Consider the following 13526-nt stretch of genomic DNA (forward strand, 5'->3'; position numbering starts at 1 on the left):
GGGCCGCCCGGGCCGCCCTCATATCAGGCGCATCCTCTACATGGCGTGCCTTTCCATCATAAGGGCCAAGAGCCAGCCACTGGCACGCTTCTACCAGAAACTCAGAGCCGCTGGAAAACCCTTCAAGGTTGCAATTGTGGCCATCATGCGAAAACTCATCGTCATCATCAACGCCATCATCAAAACCGACACACCATGGAGATTAGAACACCAAATCTGATCAACACCCAAACACAGTTGCTCACCATGAGGGAGAGGGGTGATGAAAGGGAACCAAGTTCTGCAATCCTTGTGATCTGCAATGCTGGTGATTATCGTTGCATCCACCCATCTCCCTCATGGTGAGCTTGTCGAACCACGAACCACGCTAATGCAATCCCAAAAGAAAAACCCCGCTGGCAAGCCAACGGGGTTTTTACTCAATCCATCAATCTGCATTTACTGCAGCATAACCGTGCGCAGCTCATGCTCCTGTGCGCCAACAAGAATGTTGTCACGTTCATCGGAAAGCACAATCGGATCGCCGTTGGCAGCAAAAAGTGCCCAGAGTTCAACACCCGGCGTCATCGGTGGCAAAGCGGGGAAACTGGTGGCGAGATCGTCGGTCTTCACCTTGCGCATATAGGCAACCTGTCCGGCGCCAAGACGCGAAAATTCCAGTTCACTCAGGAAATTCTTCGAAACAGTGTTTTGCATATCAGCCTCCATATTCGGACAGTCCTTCCAAAGGCCCTGTCCTGTTAGAGCTACGATCAATCCTGAACCGCAATGTTGATGCGTTTGACCAATCGTTCGGGTTCCGGACGGTCGAGATCGATCGACAGAAGCCCATTCTTCAAAGTGGCGGCGCTGACGCGCATTCCATCGGCAAGAACAAATATGCGCTGGAACTGACGCGCTGCGATGCCACGATGCAAATATTCCCGTTCGCTTTCATCGGCTTGCCGCCCGCGAATGACCAACTGGTTATCCTCGGTGGTCACTTCAAGATCATCATTGGAAAAGCCAGCAACTGCGAGGGTGATCCGAAGCTGTTCCCGGCCATTATCGGCCTGGATGCGTTCGATATTGTAAGGCGGGTAGCCGTCACCGGATTTGGCGATACGCTCCAGCGTCTTTTCCATCGTGTCGAAACCAAGCAGCAAAGGGCTTGAAAACGGTGTCATTCGTGTCATCTGTGCAGTCCTCAGAAAAGCGACCTAAAAGAGAAACCCGGAGATGGCATTTCCCTTCTGTCCTTTGATATGGTTGATCCGGATGCAGACTTCAAGAGAATGAAAGCAAGAGATGACGCGGAAAATAATAATCGATACCGATCCGGGCCAGGATGATGCGCTGGCGATCCTTCTGGCGCTGGCAAGCCCGGAACTGGATGTTCTCGGCATTACGGCCGTTGCGGGCAATGTGCCGCTGAATCTGACACAAACCAATGCCCGTAAAATCTGCGAACTGGCAGGACGCCCTGATGTAAAAGTCTTTGCCGGCGCAGACAGACCGCTGATGCGCGCGCTGGTCACCGCTGAAAATGTGCATGGGAAGACCGGCCTTGACGGCCCTGACCTGCCCGAACCGACCATGCCTCTGCAACAACAGCACGCGGTTGATTTCATCATCGAAACCTTGCTCAAGGAAGAAAGCGGCAGCGTGACCCTGTGCCCGCTCGGTCCCCTTACCAATATTGCGCAGGCGCTGATCCGTTCGCCCGAGATCGCCCCGCGTATTCGCGAGATCGTGCTGATGGGCGGCGGTTTCTTTGAGGGTGGCAACATCACCCCAACCGCTGAATTCAACATCTATGTGGACCCGCAGGCGGCACAGGTGGTGCTTGCGTCAGGTGTACCAGTTGTCATGCTGCCGCTCGACGTAACGCACAAGGCATTGACCACGGCCAAGCGTATTGACCGGTTTCGGGCCATGGGCACCAAATCAGGCACGGCCTGTGTTGCGCTACTGGAATTCTTCGAACGTTTTGATGAGGAAAAATATGGCAGCGATGGCGGCCCGTTGCATGACCCGAACGTGATTGCCTATCTCCTGAAGCCGGAGCTTTACAAGGGAAGGCATTGCAACGTCACCGTTGAAACAGCTTCGGAGCTCACGCTCGGCATGACCGTCGCCGATTGGTGGGGTGTGACCGACAGGCCGAAAAACGCCTTTTACATACGAGATGTGAATGATGACGGTTTCTTCGATCTGCTGGTTGAACGCATAGCCCGTCTCCCCTGAACCAACAGGGTCCGGCGGCGCGTGCTTCCGGACCTATCTCCTTGTTTCATCACAAAAAGTTGAGTCCGTGTAAACCTTCGTTCAGCAATTGAGGCGCATAATCATTGCATGACAGAAGGCCCAAAACGAGGGGCTCAAGCGTATGGGATCGACATGCTGACACGGCGAACGTTCTTTTACGGATTTGCGGCGGCCCTTGCCGCACCACAGCTTGCATTGGCGCAATCCAAGAAGCGGCCCTTTGTTCTCAATCCTGAATATATGCCGCAGATCGTTGACTACCCGGGCTATGAAGAGATCGGGACAGTCGTGATCGACCCGCGCAACCGTTTTCTCTATCTGATCGAAGACGAATATTCAGCGGTGCGTTACGGCATCGGCGTTGGCCGCGCCGGGCGCGCCTTTTCAGGGACGGCGGAAGTCGGACGAAAAGCCAAATGGCCGCGCTGGCAGCCGACAGACAATATGATCAAACGTCAGCCGGAAAAATATGCTCGGTATGCTGACGGTGTGGCTGGTGGTGGAAGCAATCCGCTGGGGGCTCGCGCGCTCTATCTTTACCGCGATGGCCGCGACACCTATTACCGTATCCATGGCACAACCGAGCCTTCGTCAATTGGTAAAGCCGTTTCGAACGGCTGTATCCGCATGATCAACGAGCATGTGATGGATCTTTACGAACGGGTTCCCTTGGGAACTCCCGTTGTCGTGCTCTGATCAATCAGGCAGCGGATGTGCCTCGCTATTGCGTGTCGGGCACACGGCGCCAGCTATAGGTGCCCGCTTTGGTGTGTGAGCCGCGGCCCGGCTGATAATAAACCGGCGTATCGTGCAGATTGTGATCCGCAAGCCGTGTCAATGTAACCGCATGGGTGACTTTCAGCGTATCGAAGCCGGTCCGTAGCATATAGGCGACCTGATCGATCAGCACATCGCCAACCGCACGCAACTCACCCTGAAACTGATGACGGTCCTTCAGCACTTCGGCCTTGGAATAGGAACGGCCATCGTTAAATGCGGGAAATTGCAGTGCAATCACCGGGATGGAACCGAGCAGCGGCAGGAGCGGATCAATGCTCTCCCCCGGTGCAACGGAAACACCAATACGGCGGTTGGTTGCATTGCGCACGCCTTCATCAAGCCCAAACCATACGGCCAAGGGCAGGATCACCGCAGGAGCATCACCCGCCTCTTCCAATGTTTCAGCCGTAATATAGGGGTCTTCGCGAAAACCCTCGCGGCTCCAAAGCTGGCTCTCGGGCTTTTCAGAAATGTCGGTCATAGATTCGAATCCGTCAGGGAAATATTGCTCAACTGGTCGGTCAGGCCAGTCAGATGGATGCCGCATTCAGTTTTATCAGAGCCTGCCCAGCGACCAGCACGATCATCCTCGCCTTCTTTTACAGGGGAGGTGCAGGGCATGCAGCCGATGGACCGGTAGCCTTCTGCGATAAGCGGATGCGGCGGCAACTGATTAACAGCCATATAGGCCTTCAGATCCGCCGAAGTCCAGCGCGCCAACGGATTGATGCGCACGCGCGCCCCGACCGCTTCAAATACGGGCAATGCCGTGCGCGTCGATGCCTGAAACTGCTTGCGACCGGTCATCCAGGCGCGATAGGGCGCAACCGCACGGGCCATCGGCTCGACCTTACGGATGTAGCAGCACCGATCCTTGTTGGTCATGGACAGCGCGCCAAAGGGGTCTTCATCCTTCAGGCTCTGCTTCAGCGGGTGAATATCCTGCACGTCGGTCAGACCAAGATCATGCACCAATTGGTCCCGATAACGCAAAGTGGCCGGAAAATGCTTGCCCGTTTCAAGGAAGAGCACCGGTAAGGCTGGATTCACCTGCGCAATCATGTGCAACAGCACCGAGGATTCGGCACCGAATGAAGAAACCACGGCGATCTCATCATGAAAAAGATGTTCGATGGCGAGTTCTATCACCGCTGATGGTTCGAGATTGCCATAGCGGTCTTCAAGCGCAAGCGCTTCGTCCGCTACGGTGATCTCATTGGCTTCATGCAGCATTTGCAGCCTCGCTATAGAGCGCTTCCTTGAAGGGAGCAGCACCCAGACGCCGGTAGGCAGCAAGGAAAGTTTCCTCCTTGTCCGTCCGCACTTCGAGGTAACGATCGACAATGGTCTCAATCGCATCGACGATTTCTTCCGAGGAGAAACCGCGCCCAGTAATGTCACCGATGGTGCAGACCTCATCGCCCGAACCGCCGAGCGAAATCTGGTAGAGTTCCTCGCCTTTCTTCTCGACGCCGAGAATGCCGATATGGCCAACGTGATGATGCCCGCAGGCATTGATGCAACCGGAAATTTTTAGCTTGAGTTCACCAATATCCGCCTGACGGGCCGGATCGGCAAAACGTTCCGATATGCGCTGGGCAACGGGGATCGATCGGGCGGTCGCCAGAGCGCAGTAGTCCAGACCCGGACAGGCGATGATATCCGTGATCAGCCCTGCATTGGCGGTGGCAAGGCCATCAGTCAAAAGCAGATCATAGACAATGCGCAGATCGGCAATCGCCACATGCGGCAGGATAAGGTTCTGCTCATGGCTGACGCGGATTTCATCCTGCGAGAATTGTTCGGCAATATCGGCAACCAGATCCATCTGTGCATCAGTCGCATCACCCGGAATGCCGCCAATTGGCTTCAGGGAAATGGTCACGACACCATAATCCGGGTTCTTGTGCGGCGTCACGTTTTGGTCTACCCACGCCGCGAAAGCATGATCCGCCTTGCGGGCAGCGGCCAGTGCAGACCAGCCTTCTGGACGCTGCGGCAGATGCGGCGGACGGAAATAGCTGTCGATGGCATCGACATCTGTCTGCGGCAGCTTCAGATCACTGTTTTTGAGAGCCAGCCATTCGGTTTCAACCTGACGGGTCAACTCTTCTGTGCCGGTTTCATGCACGAGGATCTTGATGCGCGCCTTGTACTTGTTGTCGCGGCGACCATTGAGATTGTAAACGCGCATGATCGCGGTGGTGTAGGTCAGCAGGTCTTCGACGGGCAAGAAGTCGCGAATCTTCTTGGCAACCATCGGCGTGCGGCCCTGACCGCCGCCGACATAGACGGCAAAGCCAATCTCGCCCGCTTCGTTGCGCTTCAGATGCAGACCGATATCGTGCACCTGAATGGCCGCGCGGTCGCGCTCGGCCCCGGTAACAGCGATCTTGAACTTGCGCGGCAGATACGAAAACTCCGGATGCATTGACGACCACTGGCGCAGAATTTCCGCATAGGGGCGCGGGTCCGCTACCTCGTCGGCAGCGGCACCGGCAAAGTGATCGGCTGTGACGTTGCGAATGCAATTACCTGAAGTCTGCAAGGCATGCATTTCAACTTCCGCAAGCTCATCCAGCACCTTTGGCATGTCTTTGAGCGCAGGCCAATTGTACTGGAGATTCTGGCGGGTGGTAAAATGGCCATAGCCGCGATCATAGGTGCGGGCGATATGGGCAAGCTTGCGCATCTGGCGCGCCGACAATGTGCCATAGGGAATGGCGACGCGCAGCATATAGGCATGCAATTGCAGATAGACGCCATTCATCAGCCGCAGCGGGCGGAACTGGTCCTCGGTCAGTTCGCCGGCAAGGCGGCGCTCCACCTGATCCTTGAACTGTTCAACGCGGGCTGAAACAAACGCGTGATCAAACTCATCGTAACGATACATTCTGCGGGCCTTCGATTACAGGTTAAGCGGCGTTAGCCGCAGGCTTATCAGCCTGTTTGCCAAGATCAAGACGGACGGTGGGGCCGAGCTGACGGATGCGCTCGCGCAGCCGCACCGGATAAAGATGTTCACCGCGCTCTTCCACATCGATAACATTGACGTCGATGACAAGGTTGGACTTGATCGCCGCCTTACCAGCTTCTTCAAGTGCTGCCGCCGCTTCCGCGTGACGTGCAACAAGGGCACCATCAATATGATCGAGCCATTCGCCATTGGCGCCAAGCCAAACGGCTTCGCCATCGGTCAGACGGTTTGCTGTGAGAACTTTTACACTCATGATCGTCATCCTTCGCGGTTAAGCGGCATTGGTCTGAAGGTGGCGTTTGGCCACCGAAGAGGTTGGAATTTGAACGGCCAGAGGCTCCGCCTTGTCGATTGCAGCACCTGCAACAGCATCACCGATGACCACCATCACGGGTCCATCAAGATCAAGACGCTGTTCCAGCGCCGGCAAATCGTGCAGCGTACCGTGGAACATGCGGCGATCCGCACGACCGGCATTTTCGATGACAGCCACACCGGTATCGGCATGCAGTCCAGCACTCATCAGTCGTTCAGCAACGGATGCAGCAACACTACGGCCCATATAGACGGCGATTGTTGCACCTGAAATGGCAAGGCGGGCCCAATCGGGCAGCACTTCACCTGCCATGTCATGCCCGGTGGTGAACACAAGGGAGGATGCGACACCACGCAGGGTCAGAGGCAATTGCATATCGGCAGCAGCGGCAAAGGCCGATGTGATGCCGGGAACGATTTCGAACGGAATACCGGCAGAACGCAGCGCTGCCATTTCTTCACCGGCACGGCCATAAACCAGTGGATCACCGGATTTCAGGCGGACAACGCGCTTGCCTTCACGGCCAAGGGAAACGAGGAGTTCATTGATTTCACTCTGGCTCTTGGTATGGCAACCCTTGCGCTTGCCAACCGAAAGCCTGACCGCATCGCGGCGACCCATGGAGACAACTGCCTCGGGCACCAGCGCATCATAGACGATGACATCAGCTTCCATGAGAACACGGTGGGCGCGCAAGGTCAGCAAATCCTCAGCGCCGGGACCTGCACCAACAAGCCAGACGTAACCTTTCGGCTCGTCCTGATTGTCTAGGAGCATACCAGCGGCCTGACGGGCACCATCAAGATCATTGTTATAGACTTTGCCTGCCACATCGCCGGAGAAGAACGAACGCCAGAACACGCGGCGCGCCAAGCCCTTCTTCACCAGCTTCTCGACGGCAGGGCGATAGGCATTGGCAAGGCGGGCCAGATCACCCAGACGCGGCGAGAACGCCGCATCGATCCGGGCACGAATAAGCTGGGTGAGGACTGGGCCAGTGCCTTCCGAACCGATGGCGATGGCAATCGGCGCGCGGTTGACGATGGCCGGGGTGAAGAAATCGCACAGTTCCGGTCGATCCACGACGTTAACAGGAACGCGCTGACGGCGCGCCTCACCAGCAATGGCGCTATCCTGCGTTTCATCGCCAGTCGCCACAAAAACCAGTTTTGCTCCAGTAAGATGTTCGGGAGCAAAATTTTCCACGACGTGATCATAGCGCCCGGAGTGGATGAAATCGGCAAGCTCGCGCTCAGGATTGGCAGCGACGATGCGGATCGCGGCATTGGTCTGCACCAGAAGTCGGGCCTTGTTCAGCGCTTCCTCGCCATCACCAACAACCACAACCACTTCATTCCGCACGCGGAAGAAGGCAGGAAAGACAGAAAGCTGGCTGGCATGAACAGACATGAGCAGATAATCCCAATGATTACCGGGATTATCGTTGATCCGACCACTCTTTATAAGGAACGAAAGTGCGCCGAATCGAACAGCGGAGCATGGAATTTCTGAAAATCCGGGAACAAGCGGATTTCCGTTCTACATTACACAGAAAAACACACGTCCGGCTTTTGCATAATCTGCAAAACGGACATGCTGCAACCAAGGGCGTCAGCTCAAAACGCGCTGATCCAATACACGACCACTTTTATCGTGTTAGTGGAGAAATGCAAGCGATTTTTCTACTCGCCGCTTCGGGGATCACCAAATGACCGGGATTGAGCGCAGCCATGAACCAATGCGTTAGACCATGAAAACAGCAGGAACATGCACCGGCCAGCGCCAAGGCAGGATGGCAACAAGATCAAACCGCAGCGAGAGTTTTGCATAATCGGGCTGGCGGGCAAGCCAAAGATCGGCTGTGGATTCGATGCGCCGCATGGTAGTGACGTTTACAGCGTCCATTGCTTGTTCAAGTGTTGTTCGCGCTTTCACTTCAACGATGAGAATGAGATTCCCACGCCGGGCAATAAGGTCGATTTCGCCGAGCTTTGTCCGGTAGCGCCGCTCGACGATACGGAAGCCTTTCAGCATCAAAGCAAGGGCGGCGAAATATTCGGCTGAGTGGCCACGCCTATACGCTTTGTGCCGTTTGCCCGCTCCGTTCATTTCATTGCGAGCAGCCGTTGATAGAGTTCACCCTTGGGACGGCCCGTCATGCGCGAGGCCTCACCGGCTGCCTTTGAAGGCGACATTTCCAAGACGAGCGCACGCAGCAGTGCATCGATATCATCGTCAGAACGGGCAATATTCTGGTCGCCTTCCGGAGGCCCGACTACAAGGACCACCTCGCCGCGAATACGGTCCTCGCCGTCGAATTCCGCTGCAAGTTCGGCCAGCGGCAAGGTGACGATGGTTTCATAGGTTTTGGTGAGTTCGCGGCACAGCGATGCCTGCCGTTTTGGCCCGAACACCTCGACCATATCAGCCAGCGTTGTGGCGGCGCGATTGGGCGATTCAAAGAACACCAGTGCTGCATCCAGCGTCTTCAATGATTCAAGTTTTGAGCGGCGCTGACCCTGTTTTGATGACAGGAACCCGGCAAAATAGAAACTGTCCGTAAACAGCCCCGAGGCCGTCAGTGCAGCCAAAACTGATGACGCGCCGGGAATGGGAACAACACGAATACCGGCCGCCTTGGCTTCCGGCACAAGTCGCCCGCCCGGATCAGAGACGAGCGGCGTTCCCGCGTCGGAAACGAGAGCAACACTTTTCCCTGCGAGCAAGGCTTCGATCAGTTTCGGCCCGGCTTCCGCAGCATTGTGTTCATGATAGGCATAGGGACGGCGGGAAATGCCGTAGCGATCCAGCAGCACACGGCTGACGCGTGTATCCTCGCAGGCGATCACATCCGCAGCCGCAAGGGTTTCAATGCCGCGCAGGGTCATGTCACCAAGATTACCAATGGGTGTCGCGACGATGTAGAGCGCCGGTTCAAGCGGGCGGGCGCGGAATGAACTGTTGCCGATCTGATAGTTTCGTTCGCTGGCTTCCCCGTCAGACACTTTATACCCCTACGCCGCCAGATCGGCGATAACCGCATTCAAAACGATAGCGCCTTCGGGCGTCGTGCGGATGCGACTATTGCCGATATATTCGATAAGGCCCTGTTCGGCCAAGGAAATTACGCGTTTTTCCTTTACACTGTGGCCGGTTAGGCGCTCGTAGCGCGCAAGATCGATACCCTCGACCAGTCGCAGGCCCATCAGCAGGAATTCATCGCCTTCCTGCTCGCCGGTCAGCAGCTCTTCTTCCACGATACCATGACCATCGGCCTCAACCTTGCTCATCCAGGTTTCCGGATGGCGCTCGGTGATCGTCACGGCGCGCTTGCCGTTCTCGATGAAGCGCCCATGTGCACCGGGACCGACGCCGACATATTCGCCGTAACGCCAATAGACGAGGTTGTGCTGGGATTCGGCGCCGGGTGCTGCGTGGTTGGATATCTCATAGGCGGGGAGACCGCGCTGTGCGGTCACATCCTGCGTTTCCGCATAAAGGGCGGCCGCATGATCACCATCCGGCGTGATCAGTTTGCCGGCTTTCCATAGCTGGTAGAATGCCGTGCCTTCCTCAATCGTCAGCTGATAGAGCGACAGATGATCGGCAGCATAGGAAATGGCGCGGTTGAGTTCTTCCCGCCAGGCCTCGATGGTCTGGTCAGGCCGGGCATAGATGAGATCGAAGGACAGGCGCGGGAAAATATCGCGCGCAAGGCCGATAGCCACCAAAGCCTCGTCGACATTGTGCATGCGTCCAAGCCGGCGCAGATCAGGATCATTCAGCGCCTGAACACCCAGCGAGACACGATTGACACCCGCCGCACGATAGCCGCGAAACCGGTTGGCTTCGACGCTGGTCGGATTGGCTTCCAGCGTGATCTCGATATTATCGGGAACAGTCCAGTTCTTTGCGATCTCGTTGAGAACCGATCCCACTGTTTCCGGTTCCATCAAAGACGGCGTGCCGCCACCAAGGAAAATGCTGGAAATTGTGCGTGGACCGGTACGCTGGCGCATTGTCGCCATTTCACGGGCAAAGGCCGCCGTGAATCGCTGCTGATCCACTGGCTGGTGGCGTACATGCGAATTGAAGTCGCAATAGGGGCATTTGGCCATGCAGAAGGGCCAATGGACATAGACGCCAAAGCCCCCTTCATTTTCCTGGCCACGCACCGGATTTGTCATTACGCGCCCAGACAATCGCGGGCAAAATGCTGGAAGGCTCGGGCGCGGTGCGATAGCGCATCGGCTTCGCCGGGCTTCCAGCCGTGTTTCTGCTCGGCAGTCATTTCGCCGAAAGTGGCATCATAGCCTTGTGGCTTGAACACCGGATCGAAACCGAAACCGGCTGTGCCGCGCGGCGGCCAGACAATCTCGCCCTCCACCTCGCCGCGATAGTAATTGGCTTCGCCATCAGGCCATGCAAGGCAGATGACCGAAACAAAGCGCCCGCCCCGATCCTGAGGGTTGGTGACGCCCTTTTCCTGCAAGGCGGATTCAACTTTCTGCATCCCATGGGCGAAATCGCGCTTACCATCTGGCAGTTCGGCCCAATTGGCGGTGTAGACGCCGGGGTCGCCGTTCAGCGCATCAACACAAAGGCCTGAGTCATCGGAGAGAGCAACAAGGCCCGTCGCCTTGGCTGCCGCAAAAGCCTTGATGTAAGCATTTTCTTCAAAGGTGGTGCCGGTTTCATCCGGCTCCGGCAGACCAAGATCACCGGCAGATACCACTTCGAAACCGAAGGGACCGAGCAGGTCGATCATTTCCTGAATCTTGCCCTTGTTATGACTGGCAACGAGCAGCTTGCCTTTTTCGAGTGTTCTCATTTCGGGTTCCATAAAGCCGGTTCGGCAAATTCTATCGAGTTTCCGGAAGGGTCGCGGAAATAAAGGGAGCGGGCGCCGTTTGGCCAGTCAAATTCACTTTCGATGGTAACGCCATTGGCCTCAAGATGGGATTTCCAGCTGGAAATTTCATCCCGCGTTGAGCGAAAACAGACATGACCCGGACCCTTGGCACCATGGGCGGGGATAGGCAGCCCGCCTTTGGGTCTTTCCAGCAGCTTGTCCGCATCAAACAGGATCAGCACACCGGCACCGCAGCGAAAGAATACCGATTCATTGCCCGCGCGCAGAATGACTTCCAGTCCAAGCACGTCCGTATAAAACCGTGCAGCCAATTCGATATCGGTCACATAAAGTGCAGTTTCCAGAATACCCGATGGCTGCATGATGTTTTCCGTTTAGGCGACCGCCATTTTCTGCAGGGAAACCAGACGGGTAATGCCGTTGCGGGCAAGATCCATCAATGCCAGCAGTTCTTCCTGCGAGAATGGCTCGCCTTCCGCCGTTCCCTGCACTTCCACAATACCACCCTTGCCGGTCATGACGAAGTTGGCATCGGTCTGTGCCGTTGAATCCTCGGCATAATCGAGATCGATAACCGGCGTACCGTTGGAAATACCGCAGGAAATCGCCGCGACATGATCCTTCAGCACTTTTTCGACCTTGAGCATCTGGCGGGTTTCCATCCAGCGCAGGCATTCATGCAAGGCAACCCAACCGCCGGTGATAGCAGCGGTGCGCGTACCGCCATCGGCCTGAATGACATCACAATCGACGGTGATCTGCACTTCGCCCAACGCCTGCAGGTCCACTACAGCGCGCAGCGAACGGGCGATCAGCCGCTGGATTTCTAAAGTACGACCACCCTGCTTGCCGGATGAGGCCTCGCGGCGCATGCGGTCGCCGGTGGAGCGTGGCAACATGCCATATTCAGCTGTTACCCAGCCCTTGCCGGTGTTGCGCATCCAGCCCGGGACCTTTTCCTCAAGGCTGGCGGTGCACAGAACGTGCGTATCGCCAAACTTGACCAGGCACGAGCCTTCAGCATGTTTGGAAACACCGCGCTCGAAGGAAATGGCGCGCATTTCGTCTGGGGCTCGTTTGGAAGGACGCATGGAATGACCTCTTGAAAATATGTTTGTCCGGCCTTTTAGAGCAATGGACGCTTAAATGGAACCATGCAGCAAAAGCTTTGATGATTGGACCGACAATGCCTATATTCCCTGACAGGAAACAAGGGCGTTACACAGAATGAACAGGGCAGTCACTCCCGAACCATTGCAATCGCTAGACCAGCGATCGCGAGATATCTTTCGGCGCATTGTCGAGAGCTATCTTGGCGATGGCGAACCGGTTGGGTCGCGCAATCTGTCGCGGATATTACCGGTTGCGCTTTCGCCTGCGACAATCCGCAATGTTATGAGTGATCTGGAGCATCTCGGCCTCGTCTATGCGCCGCATATCTCGGCTGGACGTCTGCCGACGCAGCTCGGCCTGCGATTCTTTGTCGATGCCTTCATGGAAGTCGGCGACCTTTCCTCGGACGAGCGCAATTCCATCGAGGCACAGGTTCGGGCGGGTGGTGATGCCCAATCAACCGAGAATGTTTTGACGCAAGCCAGCCAACTCCTTTCCGGCATGTCGCGCGGTGCGGGTCTTGTTCTGGCAACGAAAGCGGAAGGCGCGCTCAAGCACATCGAATTCGTGCGGCTCGAGCCAACAAAGGCGCTGGCGGTGCTGGTTACGCAGAGCGGCGATATCGAAAACCGGGTGATCGATCTGCCGCCTGGCGTCACCCCCTCCCAATTGATTGAAGCGTCGAACTTCCTCAATGCCCATATTCAAGGCCGCACCATCACCGAAGCGCGCGCCGAAATCGCACGCCTGAAGGACGAGACCCAGCAGGCGCTCGATGCACTATCACAGCATCTGGTCGAAGAAGGGCTGGCAGTCTGGGGTGGAGCAGGCGGCGGACAACCGCCACGGCTGATTGTGCGCGGACGCGGCAATCTGCTCGATTCGATCAATGCTGAGGCTGACCTTGACCGCCTGCGTCATCTCTTTGATGACCTTGAAACCAAGGAAGGCACGATACAGCTGCTTGATCTGGCAGAAGCGGGCTCGGGAGTGCGTATTTTCATCGGCTCGGAGAACAAGCTGTTCTCGCTTTCGGGTTCATCGCTGGTTATCGCCCCCTATCGCGACTCGGAGCAGCGGGTTATCGGCGCACTCGGCGTTATCGGTCCAACGCGGCTTAACTATGCGCGGATTGTTCCCATGGTGGATTATACGGCACAACTCGTCTCAAGACTGTTGCGTTAGCTCCGATTGTACCATTCTGCTGCGTGAACTTGCCC

Annotated in this window: 16 protein-coding genes and 1 pseudogene; 4 read left to right on the top strand and 13 right to left on the bottom strand. The window is 56.5% G+C overall.

Annotated elements, in window-relative coordinates; genetic code table 11:
* A pseudogene (locus AB4Y96_RS18505) lies at window positions 1-220 on the top strand (IS110 family transposase); the annotation flags it as partial.
* 218 nt (window positions 221-438) lie between these two features.
* Here AB4Y96_RS18505 and AB4Y96_RS18510 read toward each other — a convergent pair.
* Window positions 439-708, bottom strand: a complete 270-nt coding sequence (locus tag AB4Y96_RS18510; RefSeq protein WP_441919005.1) for a DUF1150 family protein — start codon at window positions 706-708, stop codon at window positions 439-441.
* 44 nt (window positions 709-752) lie between these two features.
* Window positions 753-1175, bottom strand: a complete 423-nt coding sequence (locus tag AB4Y96_RS18515) for an Hsp20 family protein (RefSeq protein WP_112522668.1) — start codon at window positions 1173-1175, stop codon at window positions 753-755.
* Between the two features lie 112 nt (window positions 1176-1287).
* On the opposite strand from AB4Y96_RS18515, the gene AB4Y96_RS18520 reads away from it, so the two are divergent.
* Both AB4Y96_RS18520 and AB4Y96_RS18525 read left to right on the top strand, forming a co-directional pair.
* The gene (locus AB4Y96_RS18520; protein WP_441919007.1) at window positions 1288-2226 is read left to right on the top strand and encodes a nucleoside hydrolase; all 939 of its coding nucleotides are present in this window, start codon (window positions 1288-1290) and stop codon (window positions 2224-2226) included.
* 153 nt (window positions 2227-2379) lie between these two features.
* Entirely contained in the window at window positions 2380-2943 is a 564-nt protein-coding gene (locus AB4Y96_RS18525; protein WP_441919009.1) for a L,D-transpeptidase, read from the top strand.
* Between the two features lie 25 nt (window positions 2944-2968).
* Here the strand turns inward: AB4Y96_RS18525 and AB4Y96_RS18530 are convergent, their stop codons facing one another.
* The 11 genes from AB4Y96_RS18530 to rph all read right to left on the bottom strand — a co-directional run bounded on the left by AB4Y96_RS18530 (window position 2969) and on the right by rph (window position 12284).
* Window positions 2969-3499: a DUF934 domain-containing protein gene (locus AB4Y96_RS18530; protein WP_441919086.1), complete on the bottom strand. Its 531-nt coding sequence runs from the start codon at window positions 3497-3499 to the stop codon at window positions 2969-2971.
* Window positions 3500-3504: 5 nt separating this feature from the next.
* Window positions 3505-4260 (bottom strand): phosphoadenylyl-sulfate reductase, encoded by a 756-nt coding sequence (locus AB4Y96_RS18535; protein WP_441919011.1) that lies wholly within the window; start codon window positions 4258-4260, stop codon window positions 3505-3507.
* Complete coding sequence (locus tag AB4Y96_RS18540) at window positions 4250-5920, bottom strand: nitrite/sulfite reductase (RefSeq protein ID WP_441919012.1); 1671 nt, start codon at window positions 5918-5920, stop codon at window positions 4250-4252. The genes AB4Y96_RS18535 and AB4Y96_RS18540 overlap by 11 nt, the downstream gene beginning before the upstream one ends.
* A 22-nt stretch (window positions 5921-5942) precedes the next feature.
* Entirely contained in the window at window positions 5943-6257 is a 315-nt protein-coding gene (locus AB4Y96_RS18545) for a DUF2849 domain-containing protein (protein WP_112523082.1), read from the bottom strand.
* A gap of 18 nt (window positions 6258-6275) precedes the next feature.
* A complete protein-coding gene (gene cysG, locus AB4Y96_RS18550; protein ID WP_441919014.1) occupies window positions 6276-7730 on the bottom strand; it encodes a siroheme synthase CysG in 1455 nt (484 codons plus the stop codon).
* Window positions 7731-8063: 333 nt separating this feature from the next.
* Window positions 8064-8429 carry a YraN family protein gene (locus AB4Y96_RS18555; protein ID WP_091879162.1) on the bottom strand — a complete coding sequence of 122 codons (366 nt, stop codon included), beginning with the start codon at window positions 8427-8429 and terminating at the stop codon, window positions 8064-8066.
* Window positions 8426-9325 carry a 16S rRNA (cytidine(1402)-2'-O)-methyltransferase gene (rsmI, locus tag AB4Y96_RS18560; protein WP_441919016.1) on the bottom strand — a complete coding sequence of 300 codons (900 nt, stop codon included), beginning with the start codon at window positions 9323-9325 and terminating at the stop codon, window positions 8426-8428. Before rsmI ends, AB4Y96_RS18555 begins: the two co-directional genes overlap by 4 nt.
* Before the next feature lie 9 nt (window positions 9326-9334).
* Window positions 9335-10507 carry a radical SAM family heme chaperone HemW gene (hemW, locus tag AB4Y96_RS18565; RefSeq protein ID WP_175540549.1) on the bottom strand — a complete coding sequence of 391 codons (1173 nt, stop codon included), beginning with the start codon at window positions 10505-10507 and terminating at the stop codon, window positions 9335-9337.
* Window positions 10507-11151 carry an RdgB/HAM1 family non-canonical purine NTP pyrophosphatase gene (gene rdgB / locus AB4Y96_RS18570; protein ID WP_091880175.1) on the bottom strand — a complete coding sequence of 215 codons (645 nt, stop codon included), beginning with the start codon at window positions 11149-11151 and terminating at the stop codon, window positions 10507-10509. Before rdgB ends, hemW begins: the two co-directional genes overlap by 1 nt.
* Window positions 11148-11555, bottom strand: coding sequence for a VOC family protein (locus AB4Y96_RS18575; protein ID WP_441919018.1), 408 nt, complete (start codon window positions 11553-11555; stop codon window positions 11148-11150). The genes rdgB and AB4Y96_RS18575 overlap by 4 nt, the downstream gene beginning before the upstream one ends.
* A 12-nt stretch (window positions 11556-11567) precedes the next feature.
* Entirely contained in the window at window positions 11568-12284 is a 717-nt protein-coding gene (gene rph / locus AB4Y96_RS18580; RefSeq protein WP_091879166.1) for a ribonuclease PH, read from the bottom strand.
* Between the two features lie 136 nt (window positions 12285-12420).
* On the opposite strand from rph, the gene hrcA reads away from it, so the two are divergent.
* Window positions 12421-13491 (top strand): heat-inducible transcriptional repressor HrcA, encoded by a 1071-nt coding sequence (gene hrcA, locus AB4Y96_RS18585; RefSeq protein WP_091879168.1) that lies wholly within the window; start codon window positions 12421-12423, stop codon window positions 13489-13491.
* The last annotated feature ends 35 nt before the right edge of the window (window positions 13492-13526 follow it).

The sequence above is a fragment of the Phyllobacterium sp. TAF24 genome, assembly GCF_052113785.1.
GTDB lineage: Bacteria > Pseudomonadota > Alphaproteobacteria > Rhizobiales > Rhizobiaceae > Phyllobacterium.

Coding starts and splice junctions, on each gene's coding strand:
- AB4Y96_RS18510 (WP_441919005.1), bottom strand. CDS start 708: ATGGAGGCTGATATGCAAAACACTGTTTCGAAGAATTTCCTGAGTGAA.
- AB4Y96_RS18515 (WP_112522668.1), bottom strand. CDS start 1,175: ATGACACGAATGACACCGTTTTCAAGCCCTTTGCTGCTTGGTTTCGAC.
- AB4Y96_RS18520 (WP_441919007.1), top strand. CDS start 1,288: ATGACGCGGAAAATAATAATCGATACCGATCCGGGCCAGGATGATGCG.
- AB4Y96_RS18525 (WP_441919009.1), top strand. CDS start 2,380: ATGCTGACACGGCGAACGTTCTTTTACGGATTTGCGGCGGCCCTTGCC.
- AB4Y96_RS18535 (WP_441919011.1), bottom strand. CDS start 4,260: ATGCTGCATGAAGCCAATGAGATCACCGTAGCGGACGAAGCGCTTGCG.
- AB4Y96_RS18540 (WP_441919012.1), bottom strand. CDS start 5,920: ATGTATCGTTACGATGAGTTTGATCACGCGTTTGTTTCAGCCCGCGTT.
- AB4Y96_RS18545 (WP_112523082.1), bottom strand. CDS start 6,257: ATGAGTGTAAAAGTTCTCACAGCAAACCGTCTGACCGATGGCGAAGCC.
- cysG (WP_441919014.1), bottom strand. CDS start 7,730: ATGTCTGTTCATGCCAGCCAGCTTTCTGTCTTTCCTGCCTTCTTCCGC.
- AB4Y96_RS18555 (WP_091879162.1), bottom strand. CDS start 8,429: ATGAACGGAGCGGGCAAACGGCACAAAGCGTATAGGCGTGGCCACTCA.
- hemW (WP_175540549.1), bottom strand. CDS start 10,507: ATGACAAATCCGGTGCGTGGCCAGGAAAATGAAGGGGGCTTTGGCGTC.
- rdgB (WP_091880175.1), bottom strand. CDS start 11,151: ATGAGAACACTCGAAAAAGGCAAGCTGCTCGTTGCCAGTCATAACAAG.
- AB4Y96_RS18575 (WP_441919018.1), bottom strand. CDS start 11,555: ATGCAGCCATCGGGTATTCTGGAAACTGCACTTTATGTGACCGATATC.
- rph (WP_091879166.1), bottom strand. CDS start 12,284: ATGCGTCCTTCCAAACGAGCCCCAGACGAAATGCGCGCCATTTCCTTC.
- hrcA (WP_091879168.1), top strand. CDS start 12,421: ATGAACAGGGCAGTCACTCCCGAACCATTGCAATCGCTAGACCAGCGA.